Here is a 20134-nt window from a genome sequence, read left to right on the forward strand (position 1 = left end):
GAAGGGCATAGTGTCGATAGTCCGATCAGTCAGCCGCGGCGTGGGAAGACGCCGGGGGGGCGCGGCTAATGCAGCCTCGCGGCGGCTTATACAAGCCTCAAGTCAAGAAATCCTGCGGAATACTTGCGACACACTCGCGGATCGAAACGTGGGTTCAGCCGTTAGCACGCCATGGCATACACGATGAAGAACGGTCGCACCCCCACAACCACCACGGGCGAGGGCGAACTGTCGTACAAGGGATTCAAGGGCACAGTCGCCTACGAGATCATCGGCGCCCTGGCCGGCCTGCGCCAGGGCGGCGCGGCGCTGCGCGGCTCCTTCATGACCACGGAAGAGATCGCCGATAACGCCTTCAAGGCCTGCGACGGACACCTGCGCCTCGCCGACGGCAAGGAATACCGCATCACCATGGTCGGCTACACGCCTGGCAGCGACACCGGCTATTTCGAGCTGAAGATTTAGAACTCCCCCCGCGGGGGAAAGCCTAAGCCGCCTTCTGAAGCTCCTGCTTCACCCGCTCGGCCAGGGTCTTGATATCGATGGGCTTGGGCAGGAAGGAGACGTTGGTCTCGCCTTCCAGCAGGTTGGAGAACTCGGCCTCGGCATAGCCGGAGATGAACATCACCGGGGCGCCGGCCAGATAGACCCGTGCGTGCTTCAACAGGTCAGGCCCCTGCATGCCCGGCATAACCACGTCGGAGATCATCAGGTCGATGGTGCCGGCGTGTTCCTCGGCCAGTTCCAAAGCTTCCTCGCCGGACGCCGCCTCGATCACTTCATACCCGCGGGCGCGCAGCAGCTTGGCCGCGACACCGCGCACGGCGTCTTCATCCTCGACGAACAGGATGCGGCCGGCGCCGGAGAGGTCGCGCGCGGCGGGGCGCGTGGCCTTCTGGGCCGGGGGCTTGTCGGCGATCGCCGGGGCGGCGTGAACCGGCAGGAAGATACGGAAGGCCGCGCCTTGGCCCGGCTTGGACTCAACGCCGATCCAGCCGTCCGACTGCTTGACGATGCCGTAGACGGTGGCCAGACCCAGGCCCGTCCCCTCGCCCACCGGCTTGGTCGTGAAGAAGGGATCGAAGATCTTGTCCACCACATCGGACGCGATGCCGGGGCCGTCGTCGGACACCTCGATCAGAGCCTGTTCGCCCTGGGCCGAGGGATAGCCCAGCGCATGGGCCTCGGCCTCGGTGACGCGGGCGGTGCGGATGGTGACGCGGGAGCCGCCGTTCATGCGGGTGGCGTCGCGGGCGTTGACCGCCAGGTTCATCACCGCCGTCTCGAGCTGGCCGCGGTCAGCCCGGACATGGGGCAGGTTGCGGCCGTACTCGGTCTCCAGCTTGACGTCTTCCTGCAGCACGCGGCGCAGCAGCACCTCGAACTCGCTGATCAGTTCGCCGAGGTCGAGGATCTCGCGCTGCACGGTCTGCTTGCGCGAGAAGGCCAGCAACTTGCGCACCAGATCGGCGGCGCGGGTGGAGGTGGAGCGGATCTCGCTGAGACCCTCATAGGAGGGGTCCCCCACGGGGTGGCGCGTCGACAGCACGTCGAGCTGCATGAAGATGGCGGTCAGCAGGTTGTTGAAGTCGTGGGCCACACCGCCGGCGAGTTGGCCGATGGCCTGCATCTTCTGGCTCTGGGCTAGTTGCAGCTCGATCTGCTTCTGCGCCGACACGTCCACCAGATAGGCGACCCAGCGGCCGTCGCTCTTGGACAGATAGAGGTGGGCGATCTTGGTGGGGTCCTTGGCCAGGCGCACTTCCAGCGCCCCGCCGCCCGCCGTGCCGTCCTTCAGCCGTTGCGAGGCGTCGGCCCGGCTGGCGGTCTCGATCAGGTCGCCGAAGGTGGAGCCCACCCCGCCATAGCCCGGCGCTGCGGCCAGGGTTGGGTTGGCCTCGACGATGGTGGATTCGAAGGGGTCCTCCCCCTCCAACAGGGCCGCGCCGAAGGGCGAGGCCGCAGCGAAGGCGTCCAGCACCTTGGGCGGCGGCGGCATGGCGTTGGAGAAGGCGGTGAGCACATCCATGGCCGCCGACGGCAGGGCCAGGGGCTCGGCGGGGCCGGCGTTCAGGCGCACCAGGAAGCGGCGCGCGCCCAGGGGCGAGATCGTGGCGTTGTGCTCGGTCCCGTTGGTGCGGATCGAGGCCTGGGCGGTGTCGCCCCGGCGCGCGGCGGTCAGCGCCGAGAACAGGCTGGCGGCCGAGGGGCCGCCCTTGGGCAGGCGCGGCGCCAGGCCCAGCACGGCCTTCCAGGCGCCGTTGGCGGCGTGGATGCGGCCGTCGGCGGCGGCGATGGCGGCGGGTTCTGACAGCGCCTCGATGAGCTTGTCGGCGCCCGGCTCGCTCTCGGCGGCGGCCTCGACGGAGCCCCGCAGGGCGAACAGCCCCAGACAGGCGACCCCCGCCAGACCGATCAGCAGCATCAGCCCGGCCAGGGTGGCGGGGCCGGCGTTGATGGCAGGGGCGGCGGCGAAAGCGACAGCCATGAGGAAGAACACCACCGCTGCAGCGGTCAGCGGATCAAACCGGCGTTTTGCAGTCGGCTCAGCCATGGGGTGTCCCAGGCGGGCGCCCTGAACGGGTTGGCCCGGCGAATCGGTGGTCAGCATACATGAAGCCCTGAGATTACGCGGCTTTACGGTGGATGGGCGCCCCGCCGGAATTCATCCGGGCACCCGCACGCGGGTGGGCGTCATCTTCGGCTTCGGCTTGGGGGCGTCAGCCTTCTTCTCGCTCTGCATGATGAAGCCGATGATCTTGGCCACGGCCTCATAGTGCTTCTGCGGAATGAACTCCTCGATCTCCACCGAGGCGTAGAGCGAGCGGGCCAGCGGCGGGTCGACGATAACCGGCACGCCGTTGTCCTCGGCGACCTTGCGGATACGGAGCGCGATGGCGTCCATGCCCTTGGCGACGCACTGGGGGGCGCCCTCGCCGCCGGCCTCATACTTGAGCGCAACCGCGTAGTGGGTCGGGTTCATGACGACAACGGTGGCGCCGGGCACGTTCTGCATCATCCGCTGGCGAGCGCGGACCATTCGGAGTTGCTTTTGCTTGCCCTTGATGTGGGGGTCGCCTTCGGTCTGCTTGTACTCTTCCTTCAGGTCTTCCTTGCTCATCCGCTGGCGCTTCATGAAGCGCTGCTTCTGCCAGAACCAGTCCAGACCCGCGATCAGCAGCAGGAAGGCGGCGATTGAGAAGGCCAGGTTGCGGATCAGCTTGGCCGCGAAGGGCAGGATGGAGGTGGGGTCCATGGCCGAGAGCTGGGTGAACTCGGCCATATGCGGCTTGACCACGAGATAGCCGATCCAGCCCACCAGCGCGATTTTCACCAGCGACTTGAAGAACTGCATCAGGGCGTCGAGCCCCAGCATCCGCTTCAGCCCCGCCATGGGGGAAATCTTCTTGAAGTCGAACTTGAACACCTTGCTGGGGGTGAACATCAGTCCAGTCTGGACCAGATTGCCCGCCGCGCCAGCCAAGGCGGCGGCGAACAACACGCCCAGCATCAGCGGCGCGCCGGCCTTCACCACATACAGCAGCACCTGCTGGCTGCCGCCGCCCTCTACGCTGATGGAGTCAGGGTGGGCGATGAACGGCATCAGGGCGATGGCCAGATTACGACACAAGGAGCCCCCGGCGATGGCGAGCACGCTGGCGGCGGCGGCGAAGGACGCCAGCGTGGCCAGGTCCGGCGTCTTGGGAACATCGCCCTGCTCCCTCGCCTTACTGAGTTTCGCCGCTGTGGCTTCTTCTGTTTTTGACGCGGGATCGCTGTCGTCAGCCATCTCAGCCGCCGAAGATCATGAGGAGTTCCCGGTATCGGCTGAGCCAGACGGTGCCGATGACACCGAGGCTGAGCGCCAGGATCGAGAGGCCCAGGATCACCATCAGCGGCGAGGCCACGAAGAAGACCTGAAACTGCGGCATGACCCGGCCCACCAGACCGACCGCCACATTGAAGACGAGCGAGAAGACCAGCAGCGGCGCCGCGAGTTGGACCCCCAGCTTGAAGCAGTCGGCCACGGTTTTCACCGCCAAGGTCGCGGAGTCCGCCACCGGCAGATCCCGAGTGAAGGGGAACAGGGTGTAGGACTTCACGATGGCGCTGAGGAACAGGTGGTGCAGCCCCGTCGACATGATCAGGGTCAGGCCGATGAGCCCCAGGAAGGTGCTGATTGTCGAGGACCCCGGCGCGATGCCCGGCGCGGCGGTCTGGGCGAAGGACAGCGTCGTCTGAATGGAGATGATCTCTCCCGCCGTGGACAGCGCCATCAGGAAGATCCGCAGGATGGTGCCGATCATCAGCCCGATCAGCACCTCCTTCAGAAGACCCGCGACCATGGTCCCCATGGCTGCCGGCACAGCCGGCATGTTGGGGGCCACCACCGGCAGCAACATGAGGGTCATCAGGAAGGCGAAGGCCAACCGGATCCGCGGCGGCACCGTGGTGTCCCCGACCCCTGGCATCAACATCAGGAGCGCCGAAAGCCGCGCGAAGACCAGTCCGCCGACATAGACCTGCTGGGCTGTGGCGTAGGACTCCACGCCGCCTACATCGCCGCGATGCGGGCGGCGATCTGGCGCATGAAACCGCTCATCAGGGCGCCCATCAACGGCAGGAACAGCAGCAGCGAAATGAAGATCGCCACGATCTTGGGCGCATAGACCAAGGTGGCTTCCTGAATCTGCGTCAGGGCCTGCATGAGGCCAACCCCAACCCCCACCACCAGGCCCACGAGCAGGACCGGCGCGCACAGTTGCAGGGTCAGCCAGATGGCGTCCCGACCGACGTCCAGAACCTCGGCGCCGTTCATGAAGGGCCTCGCGAAAACAGGGGAGAATAGCTATCCCCATCTCGCGCAGACATGGTTAACGAAGGGCTACCTCACCCCATCACTTCGTCACTTGGCGAGGCCTTCAAGGCGCGATTTTGGAGCGTCACGCGACGCCAGACCCTCACTTCTCCAGCGCCCTTGCCGCCTCCGCGGGGCTGGCCTTGGCGGTATCGCGGTCGACGCTGTAGTTGGCGGCCTGCATGGCGGCCACCGGGATCGAACCCACCAGGGGCCGCAGCGCGTCGATCAGTCGCTGGTCGTCGGCACGCTGGGGCGAGATCAGGATCACCGCGTCATAGGGCGGCAACGCGCCCTTGGGATCGGTCAACACCAGCAGCTTGTCCGCCGCGATCCGCCCGTCCGACGAGAAGGCTGAGATCACGTCGGCCTCGCCCCCTGACAACGCCCGGTACATGAAGGTGGGCTGGAAGGATCGGCGAGCCTTGAAGTTGAAGCCGTAGGCGGCGTCGACGGCTTTCCACTCCGGCCGCGACAGGAACTCGATGTCTGTCCCCAGCGTCAGTTTGGGCGCCTCCCGGGCCAGGTCGGCCAGACTGACGATGCCCAGGGCCTTGGCCCGGTCGGCGTTCATGGCGAAGGCGTAGGCGTTCTCAAAGCCCAACGAGCCCAGGACGGTGACCCCGTCCTTCCGCCTCAGTTCGGCGGTGAGGCCGTCCAGCACAGCCTGGCGGCCCGGATTGTCCTGCCGGTTGAGCACGTTGGTCCAGAGCGTGCCGGTGTAGTCCACATAGACATCCAACTCACCGGCCGCCAAGGCGCGGTAGGCCACCGCCGAGCCGAGGTCCTCCTTGCGGTTCACCGTGCCGCCGGCCTTTTCCAGGCGGTCAGCCATCAGCTCCGCCAGGATGTATTGCTCCGAGAAGTTCTTGGCGCCCACGACATAGCTGCCGGGCTTGCCGAAGCTGGCGAGGGGCAGGATGGCGATCACCACCCCGACGAGAAGACCCACGCCGCCCGTGATCATCAAACGCCGGTCGCGCTTGGCCGCGCCAGTCTCGATCAGGCCCAGCAGCTGGTCGGCGGTCATCGCCAGCACCGCCGACGCGGCGCAGCCGAACAGGACGCTGACCCAGTTCTCGGTTTGCAGACCGGCGAAGATGTAGTTGCCCAGGCTGGTCTGGCCGACCGGCGTGGAGAGGGTCGCCGCCCCGATGGTCCAGACCGCGGCGGTGCGCACACCGGCCATGATCACCGGCATGGCCAGCGGCAGCTCCACCTGGAACAGCTTCTGGCGGGCGGTCATGCCCACGCCGTCGGCGGCCTCGCGCACCGCAGGATCGACGCCGAGGATGCCCGTGGTGGCGGTCCGCAGGATCGGCAGCATGGAGTAGAGGGTGAGCGCCAGCAGCGACGGCAGGAACCCCAGGGCCGAGAAGCCGTGCCCGGTCAGCGACAGGCTGAGCGCCGAGACCGCCAGCAACAGCGGATAGAACAGGGCCAGCAGGGCCAGGCTCGGAATGGTCTGGATCAGGCCCGCAAAGGCCAGAACCGGCCATCGCAGGCGCGGACTGCGGCTGGCGGCGACGGCCAGCGGCAGGCTGATGATCAGTCCAAGCGCCAGGGCGCTGGCGCTCAGCAACACGTGCCAGGCCAGGTATTCCGGCAGCAGGTTGAAGGCGGCGGCCAGACGCGGGTTCACGAGTCGCTCTCCGAAAGGCGGGCGGCCAGACGCTCGGCCTGTCTGCGCGGCGCGTCCATCAGGGCGCGGACGTCGGGGTCGTCGCTGCGCGCGCTGAGATGGCCCGGCGTGCCGTCGGCGACGATGACGCCCGCCTTCAGCACCACGATACGGTCGGCCAGCAGGACGGCCTCGCTCATGTCGTGGGTGACCATGACGGTGCTGAGGCCAAGCTGGTCATGCAGGGCGCGGTAGTCGGTCCCGAGCTGGTCGCGGGTCACCGGGTCGAGCGCGCCGAAGGGCTCGTCCATCAGCATGATCTTCGGCTCGGCGGCCAGAGCGCGCGCCACGCCCACCCTCTGTCGCTGCCCCCCCGACAGGGCGCCCGGCAGGCGGCCGGCCATCTCGCGGGGCAGGTCGACGAGACCCAGCAGGGCCTCAACGCGGGCCGCGATCTGGGCGGCTTCCCAGCCGAGCAACTTGGGCGTGATGGCGATGTTCTCCGCGACGGTCAGGTGCGGGAACAGCCCGATCTCCTGGAACACGTAGCCGATACGGCGGCGCAGGACGTGGACAGGGACCGCGCCCGCATCCTCTTCCAGCACCCGCACCGTTCCAGCGTCCGGGGTCACCAGCCCGTTGATGGTCTTGAGCAGGGTGGTCTTGCCCGACCCCGAGGGTCCGACGAGGGCCACAAACTCGCCGGGCGAGATGGTGAGGCTCACGCCCGCCAGAGCGGCGTGGGCGGCGTAGCGTTTCTCGATTGCCGAAAGTTCGATCGCGGTCTGGGCCATCCCCGACCTTAACCAACGATCGTCAGATCGGCATACGCATGATTTCCTGATAGGCGCTGATCACCTGATCGCGGACCGCCATCACCGTCTCAAGGCTGGCCTCGGCCGCCGAGATCGAGGTGACCACGTCGATCAGTTCGGCCTTGCCGGCCACGTTCGCCTTGATCTGGTTCTCCGCATGCTTTGAGGCGTGCATGGCGTCGGTCATGGCCGACTTCACCAGGGACCCGAAGTCCAGGCCGCCTTCAGTGGCGGCCGCGGCGGCGGGCTTGGCGCCTCCGACCCCCTGGGTGGAGGCATAGGCCTGGGCGGCGGCGAGCGCGGTCATCATGGCCTAGGTTCCTATCGCTTCAGCAGATCGAGGGTGCGCGTTTCCATGGCGCGCGCCGTCTCGATCACATTGAGATTGGCTTCATAGGCCCGCTGGGCCTCTTTCATATCCAGCGCCTCGACCAGCGTGTTGACGTTGGGCGTCTTCACATAACCCTTGGCGTCGGCCGAGGGGTGACCGGGATTGTACTCGCTCTTGAAGGCGCTCATGTCCGGCTCGACCCGGCTCATCCGGACCCCCATGCCGCCGTCGATCTTGACCGCGTTGAAGACCGGGGCCTGTCGACGATAGGGGTCGCCCCCGGCAGTCTTCGAGGTGGAGTTGGCGTTGGCCATGTTCTCGGCGATGATCCGCATTCGGCCTTGTTGCGCGCGGAGGGCCGAGGTGGCGATCGCCTGGGCGACGCCGCTGACGGGCTTGATGTCGGGCATCTATCTCGCCTCTATTTGCCCGGCGCCCGCGCGGCCATCCGCAGCAGGTTCAGGGACTTCTGGTAGAAGCCAATCGCGGCCTCGTAGCTCATACGGGCGTCCGACATCTTCAGCATCTCTTCCTCCAGAACGACGGAGTTGCCGTCGAGCGTGGTCTCGGAGTCCTTGGCCGTCCTGGCCTTGAAGGCGCCACCGGGTCCGCTGCGCTGGCTGGGCGGCAGCATGTGGCCCGGCTGGGTCATGGTGACCCTTCCCGCCCCGGAGCCGGCGGTCTTCATGTGGGCGGCGAAGTCGTAGGGCTTCAGATCCTTGGGCGAAAAGCCCGGCGTGTCGGAATTGGCGACATTCTGGGCGATCAGCTTCTGGCGCTCGGACAGATAACCCATCCGGCCGCGCAGCATCGAGAACAGGGGGATGTCGCCGATATCCATGAGAAACATGGTGAATAAATAGGGTTAATCGCTCCTTAAGACCCTTGCGGCACTCCTGGCCCTGACCGGCGCTTTCGGCCGGCCGCCTCCTCACCGTCTCATCGCGATGGACTTCGCTATCTTCGCCCGGGCCGTGTTCGCCCTGGCCATCACCCTGGGACTTGTCGGCTTGGCCGCCGTCGCCCTGCGCCGCTTCGGCCCCGAGGCCATGGCGCGGTTCACCGCCGCCACCGGCCGCAAGGAACGTCGCTTGGAGGTGGTGGAGAGCCTGGTGCTCGATCCCGCGCGCCGCCTGGTCCTGATCTCCTGCGATGGCGAGGAACGTCTGTTGCTGCTGGGCGAGGGCCAGGTCCTCCCGCCTGTGAAGAAGGGCCGCGCCTGATGGCCGGAAGGTTCAAATCCCTCACCCACCTGCGCGCCGAGGACTGGCGCCGGGCCTTCCTGCTGTCGGCGCTCATCACCCTGGGCAGCCTGATCCTTCCCGCCACGGCCCTTGCTCAGGCGGTGAACATCAACCTCGGCACAGGCGCCGGCCTCACCGAACGCGTCGTCCAGTTGATGGGCCTGCTGACAGTCCTGTCGCTCGCCCCCTCCATCGTCATCATGACCACCTCCTTCGTGCGGATCGTGGTGGTCCTGTCCTTGCTGCGCACGGCCCTGGGCCTGCAGCAAAGCCCGCCCAACGCGGTGATCATCAGCCTGGCCATCTTCCTCTCAGCCATCGTCATGGGCCCGACGATGCAGAAATCCTATGACGAGGGGATCAGGCCTCTGTTGGAACAGCAGATCGAGCTGCCCGAGGCTTTTGACGCCGCCAGCGAACCCCTGAAGACCTTCATGCTGAGCCAGGTGGATCGTGAGGATCTGTCGCTCTTCGTGCGTCTTTCCAAGGTCGAACGGCCCAAGACCCTGCAGGAAATCCCGATCCGCGTGGTCACGCCGGCCTTCATGATCTCGGAGCTGAAGCGCGCCTTCGAGATCGGCTTCCTGCTGTTCATCCCGTTCCTGGTGATCGACCTGGTGGTCGCCAGCGTCCTGATGAGCATGGGCATGATGATGCTCCCGCCGGTGGTGGTGTCCCTGCCCTTCAAGCTGATCTTCTTCGTGCTGGTGGACGGCTGGCGGCTGGTGGCGGGCAGTCTGGTGGAAAGCTTCCAGCGCGGGGCCGGCGGCGGCTGATCAGCCCTTCGAGGGCGCGGGCGCGGCCTGGGCCGTCTTGGCCGGAGTCGGGGTCGACGCGGTGCGCAACCCGACGGGCGTGGGCCGGTCACGGAACTTCACCTTCATCTTGGCGACCCAGCCGGCGAAGGCCTCGTTGTCGGCGGAGATGCGGCCGAAGTCGGCCACGCCAAGCCGGCCCTCCTGCACACCCGACAGCGCGACGCGCAGGGCGTCGGGATTGCGGGCCTGGTCTGCGAAGCTCTGGTAGCGTTCGCGCAGGCGCGACAGTCCTCCGTCGTCGCCGGCCAGGCTGTAGGCGACGCCGGCGCGGAGCAGCTTGCCCTCCTCCTCGGCGGCGAGCGGGCCTGGGTATTTCCAGCGGTCAGCCAAGGACTTCTCGAACAGGGCCCCAGCGCCGGGCCAGTCCTTCTTCTTCCAGACCACCTCGGCGCGCAGGTCCGCGCCCTCCCGTGAGGTGTCGCGTTCAATGACCTCCAGGGCCGCCTCAAGGCGGCCGAGGTTCATCAGGGCCCGGGCCTCCACCAGCCGTCGCTCGATGTTCAGGGCGGTGGGCAGGATGGTGGTTCGTGAGGCGTTGATGGCCTGCAGGGCCTGCTCGGGCTTGCGGTCCATCAGGTAGATGAGCGCCAGATCCGTGGCCACCTGGGCGCGGGCCACGCCGTCCAGCCGGTTGTCGGCCTGGTACTTCAGCAGATCGGCGGCCTGATCCAGCAGGTCGACGTCCACCAGCCGGCGGACCAGCTTGCGCACCATCTGGTCGCCGTCGGCGCCCAGGGGCGTCAGTTCCTTGAAGTCGTAGAACAGGGCCAGCGCCTGGATCGGCTCCAGACCATCGGCCGTGCCGTTCAGGAACAGGCCGCGGAAGGCGCCGCCCAGGTCGTTCTGCAGTTGCAGGGCTTCGGGCAGGTCGGGCAGCCGTTGGCCGGCCGACCGCAAAGCCTCCAGAGCCTCACGATAGCGGCCCTGGTTCAGATAGAGCTGACCGAGCGCCCGGATCGTCTCCAGCTCGGTGGCGTCCCCCCGCCAGCGATAGCGCAGACCGTCGAACACGTCAGCGGCCTGGACCGGTGTGATCTTGCCCGAGGCCAGACGGATCTGGGTGGCGCGCAGCAAAGCCGGCGCCGAGAGCGACTCCACCGGGGCGCTGGTGACGGCGGCATAGATGCGCAGGGCTCGGTCGGGGTGGCCCTGGGCCTCGACGACGCGGGCCTGAACCAGCCTCGTGGCCAGCTCCTCCAGCGGCTCGGTGCGATCCATCAAGGCCAGCTTGATGCGGGCGTCGGCCCCCTCGATATCTCCAAGCGCCAGGGCGGCCTCGGCGTCGGCGCGGGCGAAGCGGGCCTTCCAGGTGGGCGAGAACTGTCCGAAGGCCTCGGCGCCGGCGGCGAACTGGCTGCGGGCCTCGGGCCAGTGGGCCTGCTGGGCGGCGATGTAGGACCGCCACAAGGCCGCCGACGGATCGTCGGCCAGGATCGGGGCTGCAAAGTCGGCCTCCGCCTCCTTATAGCGGCGCGCCATGACCCGGGCGATTCCGCGCAGGCCGCGGAATTCGGGATCGTCCAGCAGTTCTTGATGCGTGCGGGCGGTGTCGTTCAGCACCCCGATGGCTTCGAAGGAGAGCTCCGACCCCACCAGGAATCGAGCCAGGGCCATGCGCGCGGCCACCGGCGCGTCGCGGCCCTTGCCGGCCTCCTCCATGGAGGCGTTGAGCAGGGAATTGTACCGGGCCAGGAAGCCGCCATGGCCCGTCTTGGGCCAGTTGGCGTAGTCGATCATACCCGGCATCCCGGCCGGTTGTGGCGCCCCCAGATCAGCCTCGGCCCGCTCGATCCCCGCGGACGCCGGCGACAGGGCGAGACCGGCCGGACGACCGATCCGCACCAGGTCGCCCTCGTGGCTGAGGCTCAGATCCTCGACGTAGGACTCGAGCGCCACGCCCTGAGCCGACGGCAAGACCGCCATCTGAACATATTCGCGGCGGCTCGGCACGCCCTTGGCGGGGCTCAGCGCAGTGACCACCGAGAGGGTGTCCCCGACGATAGGATCGCTTACCTTCAGGGTGCGTGTCGTTCCCGAGACCACCGCCTTCAGGGCCGCCGGACCGCCGACCGCGTCGCGGACGATGCGAACCTGGCTGCCCTGGCTCTGGGCGCCCGGACCGATCGCCACGGTCCAGACCGCCCCCTGGGCCGAGGCGAAGAAGGGAGTGCCCTTGGGAGCCGCGATGCGGACGGCGGAATAGTCCGAGCCTTTGAAGCTCTGCACCTTCGAAAACTGGCGAAGGCCCCGGGGGGCCCTGGAGACGTCGAGATCGGCCGGGGCGTCGAACACCACCCAGATCGCGTCACCGCGCCGGAACACCGCCGCCCCGTTCGGATTGGCCCACGGGAAGGTCAGCATGACCTGGCCGTTGACCAACTTGGCGTCCATCGCCACGACGCCGCTGGCCGGCGCCGGATTGGGGCGTGGCGGCTCGGGCGGGGCGATTGGAGCGGAGGTCTCGGCGAGACTGGCTTCAAGCGGCGGCGGCCGCTCGAAGAGATTTATGTAGGTGGCGCCGTCGGCGTTCCCGACCTTGGCCTCGGCGTCGTCAGCCAGCGTCAGGACCAGTTCCAACCCGCCGCCGGAATGGCGGGCCTCGGCGGTCTTCAGCCATTTTGGCGGATCGACCCGCAGGCGCGCGATATCGGGATTTGCGTCCCGATTGAACGTCAGGGTCAGGACCTGGCCGTCGCGCTTGGTGATGGCGCGCGCGCCGCCGGTCCAGTGCAGCTCGATGCGCGAGAAGTCGCGGGCCTGAGCCACACGCACATCCAGCGGACCGCGGGGCGCAACCTGCACAGCCGTCGGGGCGGCCACACCAGCAGGCGCGATCACGCCGGCGATGCAGATCGCCGCGACGCTGGAGTGAAGGGCCCGACGCAGGCTCAACGGACTAGCCGGCGTTCGGCGGAGCCGCCGCCGCAGCTCCGACCGCGCAACCAGCGACCCCTGCGGCGGCGGCCTGCTTGACCGGGGCGTTGTTCGGCGCCGGTTTGCGGGCGGCGACCTTCTTGGGCGCAGCCTTTCGGGGCGCGGCCTTGGCGACCGGCGCCGGCTCGGCGGTGGGGTCGATGGAGGCCTGCTTCGGCGTGGCGGCGTTGGCCGCGGCGTTGGACGCCGCGCCTTCCGCGGAGGCCGCGACCTTGCGCGCGTCGGCGAAGCGGCGCGACAGGCTTTCGGTCAGACGCTTGGCCTCGGCCGGCGGCATCGCCGCCAGGATAGCGGAGAGCGCGCGCTCCTTCATCTTGCCCGCGATAGGCAGGCGCACGGAGTCGTCCAGCATGACCATGCGCGGCGCGGCGTCCTTGGCCTTCATGCCCTCGAACACCTTCACCAGGCGGTCGACCTCGGCCTGCTCCTTGCCGTCGGCCTGGTTCAGAAGACCCTGCATATCGCCCTTCAGCCCGGTGAGGGTTTTCACCTTCGCGTCGAGCTTGGCTTCGGCCGCGGCCAGCAGGGCGAGTTGGACGTCGAGGTCCTGCTCGCGCTGGTCAAGTTGGCCACGGCGCGAGCCGAGGCTTTGCAGGATCTGCAGCTCAGCAGGCGAGAGGCCGGCCTCCTTGGCCAGTTCGGCGGCGGTGGGTGCGCAGACGGCCGGCGCCGCCTTGGGCGCCAACGACAGGGACGAGGCGTCCAGGGCCGAGCCAATGGCCGCGCCGTCCAGGCCGACCGTGGTGTCCGGCGTCTTGGCGGCGTCCCCCGCAGCGCCCTTGCTCTTCGGATTGACGGCTTCCTCGGCGAAGGCCTTTGCGCCAGAGAACATGTCGGGCAGCGACTTTGCGCCGGCCATGGCGTTCACCGCCAGGACCCCGGCGGCGGCGATGCCCACCAGGGGCAGAATGCGTGGAATATTCTTCATCGGCGGGCTCCAGCGACGGCCACGCGATCGGTGGGGCCGTCGAACAGGTCGTCTTCAAAGCGGGGACGCTGGCGCGCCGGGGCGATCTCGGGACGGACAAACCGCTCAGGCTCTGGCCGGGCGCGGGACTCGCGGGCCGCCGACAGCAGAGCGCCCAGGCGATGGGTGACGCGCTCCACGTCCTGCTCATCGATGTCGGCGACCTCGCGGCGGAAGGGGATCGGCGCGCTGCGTTCGGCGCGCGCCATGCGATCGGCGCGGTCCATGCGCTCGGCGCGGTCAGTGTGGACCGGGGCGGCCGCGGCAGGCGCGCCCTGAAGCTGGCGATCCAGCTTGGCGGTCAGGGCGCGAGCCTTCTCGATCCGGTCGGCCAGGGCGTCTGTGGCCTCGTCGGTGGCGGCGCGCAGGTCGGCCAGCCCCTGCTCGGCGCGGGCCGCAGCGACATCCAGCTCGGCGACGGCCTTGGCGAAACCGTCGTGGCTGTCGCGCAGATGCTTCAGCCGACCATTCAGCCGAAAGCCCATCATCAGGGCGGCGGCCAGCAGGCCGGCCAGCATCAGGTTCATCCCAAGGGCGATCAGGCTCATTTCAGACTCTGAATGGCGCGCCGGGCGTGGGGCGTAAGCGGCGCCTCCACACGGACGGCGATGTGATGATTGCGGCGGCCCATGCGGCCCCGGGTGAGTGGGATAGTTCCGGCCCTCAGCTCGATGAGGCTGTCAGGGGTGGCGTTGAGCATGATGGTCTGGCCAACCTCGAGGTTCAGAACCTCTTTCAGGCTGATCTGCTGTTCGTCCAGGACAGCGCGGACCTCCATCTGGGTGGTCCAGAGCTCCGTGGCCAGGTGGCCTTCCCAGATGTTGTCGCGGCCGAACTTCTCGCCCATGAACTGCTGCAGCAGCATCTTCCGGATGGGCTCCAGGGTGGCGTAGGGCAGCAGCAGTTCGATGCGCCCGCCACGATCCTCCATGTCCACCCGCAGCTTGACCAGAATAGCGGCGTTCGGCGGCCGGGCGATGGCGGCGAAGCGCGGATTGGTCTCCAGGCGGTCCAGGGTGAAGGTCACCGGGGTCAGGGGCTCGAAGGCGAGCTTGGCGTCGGCCAGCACCACCTCGACCATCCGCTGCACCAGCACGCGCTCGATGGTGGTGTAGGGACGGCCCTCGATGCGCATGGCCGCGGTGCCGCGGCGTCCGCCCAGCAGCACGTCGACGATGGAATAGATCAGGTTGGAGTCGACGGTCAGCAGACCGTAGTTCTCCAACTCCTCGGCCTTGAACACCGACAGGATGGCCGGCAGCGGGATCGAGTTCAGATAGTCGCCGAACCGGATCGAAGAGATGTTGTCGAGGCTGACCTCGACGTTGTCGGAGGTGAAATTCCGCAGGGAGGTCGTCATGTACCGCACCAGGCGGTCGAAGACGATTTCCAGCATCGGCAGGCGTTCGTACGAGACGAGCGCGGAGTTGATGATGGCGCGAATGCCCGAGCGCTCAGCCGCCTCCTCATCGGAGAGATCGAAGCCCAGCAGGCTGTCGATTTCATCCTGATTGAGGATGCGCTCGGAGCCGACCATGCTGTCGGCGGATTGCTCCGCGTCAGCCCAATCCTCGCCCTCGGCGGCGTTCTGGTTTTCGAGTTCTTCGTCCATGGGGATACGCCGACCAGGGATAGGCCCTAGTTGATCAACATCTCCTCAATGAGGACGGCATTTACTTTTGAAGGCGCGATCACGAGGTTCACCCGGCGCAGGATTTCCATCCGAAGTTGGTAGGATCCCTGGCTGCCCTGCAGGTCCTCGGGGCGCAGTTCGCGCAGGAAGGTCTGGAACATGTCCTGGAGCCTGGGCATGTTGGGCTCCAGAAGATCCACCGTGTCCTGGTTGGGAACCTCAAGGGTTAGCTTGAGCTTCAGGAAGGTGGCGCGGCCGTCGGCCGTCTGCATGTTCACCACGACATTGGGCATGGTGTAGAACAGGACGCCGTCCGGACCCTCGGCGACGGCGCCGATGGTCTTTTCTTCCTTGCCCTTCTCGCCCTTCTTTTCTTTCTTCTTTTCCTTGCCGTGGGCGTCGGCCTTGGCGTGCTCGGCGTCGGGCTTGGGCTTGAGGAAGATCATGGCGGCGGTTCCGCCGCCGCCCAGCACCAGCACCGCGGCCACGGCGCCGATGATGATCATCTTCATCGGCAGCTTCTTCTTCGCAGAAGCGCCTTCGCCTTCCTCGCCCTCAGCGGCTTCGCCAGCCGGGGCTTCCTTGACCTTGTCCTTGGCCACGTGCGCGGCTCCTTAGAATCTATCCCCTCTGTGTGCGGCCGACATGGTTAAGGACTGGTTTTTTTGGAGGCGATGAGGCCGACCCAAGCCTGCCCGGCAAAATGCGCCGAAAAGAGTTTGTTAACCCTCTTATATATTGATTTTGTTGTGTTTTTAGACTGGCCCGAAGCTTGCAGTCTTGCCTTCGACGAAAGTGTCGCAGGTTAAGGGTTCGAGCAGGTCGATGGACAACGCTCTTTATGTCGGACTGTCGAGGCAGATGACGCTGCGCCGCGAGCTCGACATCGTGGCCAACAATATCGCCAATGCCGACACCACCGGCTTCAAGGTTGAGAGCCTCATGGTGGAAACCGCGCCGCGGGCTCCGGCCATGACCCAGGGCGGTCCCAAGCCGATCAAGTTCGTGCTGGATTCCGGCGTCGCTCGCAACTTCACCCCCGGCGCCCTGCAAAAGACCGACGCGCCCTTCGACCTCGGCATCGAGGGCATGGGCTTCTTCAAGGTCACGACGCCGGACGGCGAGCGCTACACCCGCGACGGCCACTTCCGGATGGACGACACCGGCCGCGTCACCACCCAGGGCGGTCAGGCCCTACTGGACGAGGGTGGCGGCGAGATCACCGTCGATCCCCAGAAAGGCGCAGTCACCATCGCCACCGACGGGACCATCAGCCAGGGTTCCGAGCGTATCGGCAAGGTGGCCGTGGTCCGCTTCGACACCCTCTCGGTCATCGAGAAGGCCGGGGACAACCTCTATCGAAATACCTCGAACGCCCAGCCTCAGGCCGCCCCGGACGCCCGCGTCCACCAGGGCATGCTGGAGAGCTCCAACGTCAAGACCGTCCTCGAGATCACTCGAATGATGGAAGTGACCCGGGCCTACGAGTCGATGGCCAAGATGATGGATTCCAACGCCGACCTGTCCCGTCGCTCGATCGAGCGCATGGGCAAGGCGCAGTAAGGAAAGTCTAAGAGATGCAAGCACTTCGCACCGCCGCGACCGGCATGGCTGCCCAGCAGCTCAATGTCGAGGTCATCTCCAACAACATCGCCAACATGAACACCGTCGGCTTCAAGCGCCAACGGGCCGAGTTCCAGGACCTGCTCTACCAGACCCTGGAACGGGCCGGCGCGCAGTCGTCGGACCAGGGGACAATCGTCCCCACGGGAGTCCAGGTCGGCGGCGGCGTGAAGGCGGGCTCGGTCTATCGCATCACCGAACAGGGCTCGATGACCGCCACCGGCAACCGCTACGACGTGGCCATCGACGGGCGCGGCTACCTGCAGGTGCTCAAGCCGTCCGGCGAGACCGCCTATACCCGCGCCGGCAACCTGTCGCTCAACGACCAGGGCCAGCTCGTCACCGAGGACGGCTATCAGCTGCAGCCGGCCATCACGATCCCTGGCGACGCCACCGACGTGATCATCTCCAAATCCGGCCAGATCCAGGTGACCAAGGCCGGCGCCACGGCCCCCGAAACGGTGGGCAACCTGGAACTGGCGACCTTCGTCAACGAGGGCGGCCTGGAAGCCATAGGCGACAACCTGTTCATGGAGAGCGGCGCCTCGGGCGCCGCCACCACCGGCGCGCCTGGCGCCACCGGCTTTGGCACCCTGCTGCAGGGCTATACCGAGGCCTCCAACGTCGACGCCGTCACCGAGATCACCTCACTGATCGTGGCCCAGCGCGCCTATGAGATGAATTCCAAGGTCATTTCGTCAGCCGACCAGATGCTGCAGGCCGCCAACCAGTTGAAGGGCTAGGCTGATGCGCACCCTGATCCTCGCCGCCGTCCTGGCGCTGTCGGCCGCCCCGGCCCTCGCCGGCCAGGCCGTGACCCTGAAGTCCGAAACCCTCGACGCCGACGGCCTCATCACCCTCTCGGACCTTTTCGATGGCGCGGGGGCGGCCGGCAAGGTCGCCGTCGCCACCCGGCCGGGGACCACAGCGGTCCTGGACGCCGGCGCCGTGCAACTGGCCGCCCGTCGCGCCGGGCTGGACTGGGCCAACGCCGAGGGCATCCGCCGTATCGTTGTCCGCGCCGGGTATGACGGTGGTTCCAGCGCGGCCGTCACCCGTGGCAATGTGGAAATCCTCACCTATGCCCGCAGTCTGTCGGCGGGCGAGATGGTCCAACCCCAGGACGTGGTCTGGGCCAAGGCCGCCGCCTCGCCGACGGACGCGCCCCGCGACGCCGACGCCGTGATCGGCATGGCGGCAAAACGCCCGCTGCGCGCTGGCGCCGCGGTCTCACTGCGCGACGTCTCCGCGCCCCAGGTGATCAAGGCGGGCGACGCCGTCACCGTGATCTACGAAGCCGGCGGCGTAAGCCTCTCCCTCGGGGGCAAGGCGATGGGCGCCGCCGGGATCGGCGACACCGTCTCGGTGCAGAATATCGCCTCGAAGAAGATCATTCAGGCCACCGCCAGCGGCCCAGGCCAGGCCCTCGTCGGCCCCGCCGCCGACCGGCTCAAATCACTGGGCCGCGCCCAGTACGCTCAGCGCTAGAAAGTAACCGCCCCATGCGTCTTTCCGCTCTCGTCCTCGTCGTCCTCATGCCCCTCGGCGCCTGCTCCACGGTAAAGGAAGCCGTGGTCGGCCCAACCCTGGCGCCGGTGGGCTATCCCTCCGCCCTGGTGGCGCAGGAGCAGATCTACCTCGCCAGCAACCAGGGCCAGCCTGCCAGCGCGAACTCCCTTTGGCGCTCTGGCGCGCGCGCCTTCTTCATCGACCAGCGCGCGGCCCGGGTCGGCGACATCCTCACCGTCCAGATCGACATCAACGATAGCGCCCAGACCTCGAACGCTTCCAACAGCAGCCGGACCTCAGGCATGGCCGCCGCCGCGCCGTCCCTGTTCGGCCTTTCCGGCAGTCTTGGCCGCCTGTTGCCGCCGGGAACCGACCTCGCCGCCGGCATCGAGACCAACTCCAACACCTCCAACGCCGGCTCCGGAGCCGTGAGACGGGCCGAGAAGATATCCCTCACCATCGCGGCGGTGGTCTCCGCCGTCCTGCCGAACGGCAACCTTGTGATCCAGGGCACCCAGGAGGTGCGCACCAACGCCGAGCTGCGCCAGCTCACCGTCGCCGGCATTGTTCGCCCCGAGGACATCTCGTCCTCCAACACCATCAAGCACACGCAGATCGCCGAGGCCCGGATCAGCTACGGCGGTCGCGGCGACATCAGCCGCGTGCAGAAAACGCCCATGGCGCAGTCGCTGGTGGAACGCTTCACGCCCTTCTGATCCGGCTTGAAACCTTAACAGAGCGGCGGCGTTTCCTCCTCGAAGGGAGCGTCCTGCTCATGAAACGTCGCGCGATCATCGGACTGGGCATTTCCTGCCTACTGGCCTCCTGCGCCCACCAGGGCTCAAGCGGCATGCCCGACATGGCCTGGTCCCTGAACCATGCGGAAGGCGAAGGCGCCAAACTGGCCTATGGCCAGCCGCAGAGCGACAATGTGCTGATCATGATGACCTGCCAGCCCCGTTCGGGTCAGGTTCTGGTCTCAATGACGGCGCCGATGGATGCGCCCTCCGACGCGATCCAGCTTGTCTCACGTCGCCAGAACAGCCGGCTGGCGGCTGAAGCGACCCCCGGTATGGGTGAAGGCGCGGCCTATGTCGAAGCCAAGGCTTCGATCACCGACCCGGCCCTTGCCAGCTTCGCTTCGACGGGCGATCTCTCCGTCGTCGCCAATGGCCGCAAGGCCGCCCTGCCGGTCCGCGGGCCAGAACGCGGCGCCGTGAACGGCTTCTTCGCTTCCTGCCGCGCCTAGAGGATGCCCGATTGGGGTGCTAGCTTGGCCTCATGAAGCTTGCCCTCGCCGTGTTGCTGCTCACCGCCACCGCCACCGCCGCCCACGCGCAGGACGGCCGTGTCTGGACGCTGTCCAACGACAAGGCCTTTCCCGACGTGGGTCTGGTCTACGGCGCCCCCGACGACGTGGTCACCGCCCTGCGCTGCCCGCGGGGGACCGGACAGGTTACGGTCTCCTTCGTCGTCGCCAGCAGGCTCGCCGATCGCCAGCAGGACGGGGTCTGGGTCGACACCATCGGCCGCCCGGCGCCCTGGCCCACCAGCGTTGTGCTGACGTCCGGGTCCGCCTCGGCCACCCTGCGCGGCCAGGCCGGCGTCGATGACCTGAACGGGGCCTCCCTGCTGTCGGCCGAAGTCGCCACCCGTGCGCCGGTGATCGCAGCGTTCAAGAAGACCGGTGTCCTCACCCTGTCGGGCCTAGGAGAATCCAAGACCGTGCCACCGGTCCCCCTGAAACAGGTCCGGCCGTTCCTACGCGCCTGCAGATAGGG

The 20134-nt window shown here is 67.4% G+C and carries 23 protein-coding genes; 9 read left to right on the top strand and 14 right to left on the bottom strand.

From position 1 onward, the window contains the following. Positions 1 to 183: 183 nt before the first annotated feature. Entirely contained in the window at positions 184 to 465 is a 282-nt protein-coding gene (locus AAC997_RS20475; RefSeq protein ID WP_340647559.1) for a hypothetical protein, read from the top strand. A 22-nt stretch (positions 466 to 487) separates the two neighbouring features. Here the strand turns inward: AAC997_RS20475 and AAC997_RS20480 are convergent, their stop codons facing one another. From AAC997_RS20480 to flgB, 9 genes are all read right to left on the bottom strand, one after another. Then, positions 488 to 2554, bottom strand: coding sequence for an ATP-binding protein (locus AAC997_RS20480; protein WP_340647560.1), 2067 nt, complete (start codon positions 2552 to 2554; stop codon positions 488 to 490). Between the two features lie 111 nt (positions 2555 to 2665). Next, positions 2666 to 3790 carry a flagellar biosynthesis protein FlhB gene (gene flhB / locus AAC997_RS20485; protein ID WP_340647561.1) on the bottom strand — a complete coding sequence of 375 codons (1125 nt, stop codon included), beginning with the start codon at positions 3788 to 3790 and terminating at the stop codon, positions 2666 to 2668. A gap of 1 nt (position 3791) precedes the next feature. Beyond that, on the bottom strand, positions 3792 to 4550 hold the full coding sequence (gene fliR, locus AAC997_RS20490) for a flagellar biosynthetic protein FliR (protein ID WP_340647562.1): 759 nt from the start codon (positions 4548 to 4550) through the stop codon (positions 3792 to 3794). A gap of 5 nt (positions 4551 to 4555) precedes the next feature. Further along, entirely contained in the window at positions 4556 to 4819 is a 264-nt protein-coding gene (gene fliQ, locus AAC997_RS20495; protein WP_340647563.1) for a flagellar biosynthesis protein FliQ, read from the bottom strand. Between the two features lie 142 nt (positions 4820 to 4961). After that, a complete protein-coding gene (locus tag AAC997_RS20500) occupies positions 4962 to 6500 on the bottom strand; it encodes an ABC transporter permease/substrate-binding protein (protein WP_340647564.1) in 1539 nt (512 codons plus the stop codon). Then, positions 6497 to 7273, bottom strand: coding sequence for an ABC transporter ATP-binding protein (locus AAC997_RS20505; protein ID WP_340647565.1), 777 nt, complete (start codon positions 7271 to 7273; stop codon positions 6497 to 6499). The genes AAC997_RS20500 and AAC997_RS20505 overlap by 4 nt, the downstream gene beginning before the upstream one ends. Positions 7274 to 7295: 22 nt before the next feature. Next, positions 7296 to 7604 carry a flagellar hook-basal body complex protein FliE gene (locus tag AAC997_RS20510; RefSeq protein WP_340647566.1) on the bottom strand — a complete coding sequence of 103 codons (309 nt, stop codon included), beginning with the start codon at positions 7602 to 7604 and terminating at the stop codon, positions 7296 to 7298. A gap of 11 nt (positions 7605 to 7615) precedes the next feature. After that, positions 7616 to 8035, bottom strand: a complete 420-nt coding sequence (gene flgC, locus AAC997_RS20515; RefSeq protein ID WP_340647567.1) for a flagellar basal body rod protein FlgC — start codon at positions 8033 to 8035, stop codon at positions 7616 to 7618. Positions 8036 to 8046: 11 nt separating this feature from the next. After that, positions 8047 to 8475, bottom strand: coding sequence for a flagellar basal body rod protein FlgB (flgB, locus tag AAC997_RS20520; protein WP_340647568.1), 429 nt, complete (start codon positions 8473 to 8475; stop codon positions 8047 to 8049). Positions 8476 to 8572: 97 nt separating this feature from the next. Between flgB and AAC997_RS20525 the strand changes: the two genes are divergently transcribed. Both AAC997_RS20525 and fliP read left to right on the top strand, forming a co-directional pair. After that, on the top strand, positions 8573 to 8848 hold the full coding sequence (locus tag AAC997_RS20525) for a flagellar biosynthetic protein FliO (protein ID WP_340647569.1): 276 nt from the start codon (positions 8573 to 8575) through the stop codon (positions 8846 to 8848). Next, a complete protein-coding gene (gene fliP, locus AAC997_RS20530; RefSeq protein ID WP_340647596.1) occupies positions 8845 to 9645 on the top strand; it encodes a flagellar type III secretion system pore protein FliP in 801 nt (266 codons plus the stop codon). The genes AAC997_RS20525 and fliP overlap by 4 nt, the downstream gene beginning before the upstream one ends. Here fliP and AAC997_RS20535 read toward each other — a convergent pair whose 3' ends face one another. The 5 genes from AAC997_RS20535 to AAC997_RS20555 form a co-directional block, all read right to left on the bottom strand. Continuing rightward, on the bottom strand, positions 9646 to 12579 hold the full coding sequence (locus AAC997_RS20535) for an endoglucanase (RefSeq protein WP_340647570.1): 2934 nt from the start codon (positions 12577 to 12579) through the stop codon (positions 9646 to 9648). Between the two features lie 4 nt (positions 12580 to 12583). Beyond that, entirely contained in the window at positions 12584 to 13549 is a 966-nt protein-coding gene (locus tag AAC997_RS20540) for a MotE family protein (RefSeq protein ID WP_340647571.1), read from the bottom strand. Next, positions 13546 to 14136 carry a DUF6468 domain-containing protein gene (locus AAC997_RS20545; protein WP_340647572.1) on the bottom strand — a complete coding sequence of 197 codons (591 nt, stop codon included), beginning with the start codon at positions 14134 to 14136 and terminating at the stop codon, positions 13546 to 13548. Before AAC997_RS20545 ends, AAC997_RS20540 begins: the two co-directional genes overlap by 4 nt. Next, complete coding sequence (gene fliM, locus AAC997_RS20550) at positions 14133 to 15125, bottom strand: flagellar motor switch protein FliM (RefSeq protein ID WP_340647597.1); 993 nt, start codon at positions 15123 to 15125, stop codon at positions 14133 to 14135. Before fliM ends, AAC997_RS20545 begins: the two co-directional genes overlap by 4 nt. Positions 15126 to 15226: 101 nt before the next feature. Then, entirely contained in the window at positions 15227 to 15823 is a 597-nt protein-coding gene (locus tag AAC997_RS20555; protein WP_340647573.1) for a flagellar basal body-associated FliL family protein, read from the bottom strand. A 223-nt stretch (positions 15824 to 16046) separates the two neighbouring features. Here AAC997_RS20555 and flgF point away from each other — a divergent pair, with 223 nt between their 5' ends. The 6 genes from flgF to AAC997_RS20585 are packed head-to-tail and all read left to right on the top strand — an operon-like array spanning position 16047 to position 20132. Next, positions 16047 to 16784 (top strand): flagellar basal-body rod protein FlgF, encoded by a 738-nt coding sequence (flgF, locus tag AAC997_RS20560; protein WP_340647574.1) that lies wholly within the window; start codon positions 16047 to 16049, stop codon positions 16782 to 16784. A gap of 14 nt (positions 16785 to 16798) precedes the next feature. Continuing rightward, on the top strand, positions 16799 to 17587 hold the full coding sequence (gene flgG, locus AAC997_RS20565; RefSeq protein WP_340647575.1) for a flagellar basal-body rod protein FlgG: 789 nt from the start codon (positions 16799 to 16801) through the stop codon (positions 17585 to 17587). Between the two features lie 4 nt (positions 17588 to 17591). Beyond that, positions 17592 to 18332 carry a flagellar basal body P-ring formation chaperone FlgA gene (flgA, locus tag AAC997_RS20570; protein ID WP_340647576.1) on the top strand — a complete coding sequence of 247 codons (741 nt, stop codon included), beginning with the start codon at positions 17592 to 17594 and terminating at the stop codon, positions 18330 to 18332. Positions 18333 to 18346: 14 nt separating this feature from the next. Continuing rightward, positions 18347 to 19069: a flagellar basal body L-ring protein FlgH gene (gene flgH, locus AAC997_RS20575; RefSeq protein WP_340647577.1), complete on the top strand. Its 723-nt coding sequence runs from the start codon at positions 18347 to 18349 to the stop codon at positions 19067 to 19069. Positions 19070 to 19128: 59 nt separating this feature from the next. Continuing rightward, positions 19129 to 19602 (top strand): hypothetical protein, encoded by a 474-nt coding sequence (locus AAC997_RS20580; protein WP_340647578.1) that lies wholly within the window; start codon positions 19129 to 19131, stop codon positions 19600 to 19602. Between the two features lie 32 nt (positions 19603 to 19634). Continuing rightward, the gene (locus AAC997_RS20585) at positions 19635 to 20132 is read left to right on the top strand and encodes a hypothetical protein (RefSeq protein WP_340647579.1); all 498 of its coding nucleotides are present in this window, start codon (positions 19635 to 19637) and stop codon (positions 20130 to 20132) included. The last annotated feature ends 2 nt before the right edge of the window (positions 20133 to 20134 follow it).

This window comes from Phenylobacterium sp. (assembly GCF_037968635.1).
In the GTDB taxonomy this organism is placed as follows: Bacteria; Pseudomonadota; Alphaproteobacteria; order Caulobacterales; family Caulobacteraceae; genus Phenylobacterium.

What these genes read in the sequence shown, in the direction of transcription:
- flgB (WP_340647568.1), bottom strand. Translation starts at nt 8,475, where the DNA reads ATGTTTCTCATGGATATCGGCGACATCCCCCTGTTCTCGATGCTGCGC.
- AAC997_RS20580 (WP_340647578.1), top strand. Translation starts at nt 19,129, where the DNA reads ATGAAACGTCGCGCGATCATCGGACTGGGCATTTCCTGCCTACTGGCC.
- AAC997_RS20475 (WP_340647559.1), top strand. Translation starts at nt 184, where the DNA reads ATGAAGAACGGTCGCACCCCCACAACCACCACGGGCGAGGGCGAACTG.
- AAC997_RS20545 (WP_340647572.1), bottom strand. Translation starts at nt 14,136, where the DNA reads ATGAGCCTGATCGCCCTTGGGATGAACCTGATGCTGGCCGGCCTGCTG.
- AAC997_RS20505 (WP_340647565.1), bottom strand. Translation starts at nt 7,273, where the DNA reads ATGGCCCAGACCGCGATCGAACTTTCGGCAATCGAGAAACGCTACGCC.
- flgC (WP_340647567.1), bottom strand. Translation starts at nt 8,035, where the DNA reads ATGCCCGACATCAAGCCCGTCAGCGGCGTCGCCCAGGCGATCGCCACC.
- AAC997_RS20540 (WP_340647571.1), bottom strand. Translation starts at nt 13,549, where the DNA reads ATGAAGAATATTCCACGCATTCTGCCCCTGGTGGGCATCGCCGCCGCC.
- flhB (WP_340647561.1), bottom strand. Translation starts at nt 3,790, where the DNA reads ATGGCTGACGACAGCGATCCCGCGTCAAAAACAGAAGAAGCCACAGCG.
- fliM (WP_340647597.1), bottom strand. Translation starts at nt 15,125, where the DNA reads ATGGTCGGCTCCGAGCGCATCCTCAATCAGGATGAAATCGACAGCCTG.
- AAC997_RS20585 (WP_340647579.1), top strand. Translation starts at nt 19,635, where the DNA reads ATGAAGCTTGCCCTCGCCGTGTTGCTGCTCACCGCCACCGCCACCGCC.
- flgH (WP_340647577.1), top strand. Translation starts at nt 18,347, where the DNA reads ATGCGTCTTTCCGCTCTCGTCCTCGTCGTCCTCATGCCCCTCGGCGCC.
- flgA (WP_340647576.1), top strand. Translation starts at nt 17,592, where the DNA reads ATGCGCACCCTGATCCTCGCCGCCGTCCTGGCGCTGTCGGCCGCCCCG.
- AAC997_RS20480 (WP_340647560.1), bottom strand. Translation starts at nt 2,554, where the DNA reads ATGGCTGAGCCGACTGCAAAACGCCGGTTTGATCCGCTGACCGCTGCA.
- AAC997_RS20510 (WP_340647566.1), bottom strand. Translation starts at nt 7,604, where the DNA reads ATGATGACCGCGCTCGCCGCCGCCCAGGCCTATGCCTCCACCCAGGGG.
- AAC997_RS20525 (WP_340647569.1), top strand. Translation starts at nt 8,573, where the DNA reads ATGGACTTCGCTATCTTCGCCCGGGCCGTGTTCGCCCTGGCCATCACC.
- flgG (WP_340647575.1), top strand. Translation starts at nt 16,799, where the DNA reads ATGCAAGCACTTCGCACCGCCGCGACCGGCATGGCTGCCCAGCAGCTC.
- flgF (WP_340647574.1), top strand. Translation starts at nt 16,047, where the DNA reads ATGGACAACGCTCTTTATGTCGGACTGTCGAGGCAGATGACGCTGCGC.
- fliQ (WP_340647563.1), bottom strand. Translation starts at nt 4,819, where the DNA reads ATGAACGGCGCCGAGGTTCTGGACGTCGGTCGGGACGCCATCTGGCTG.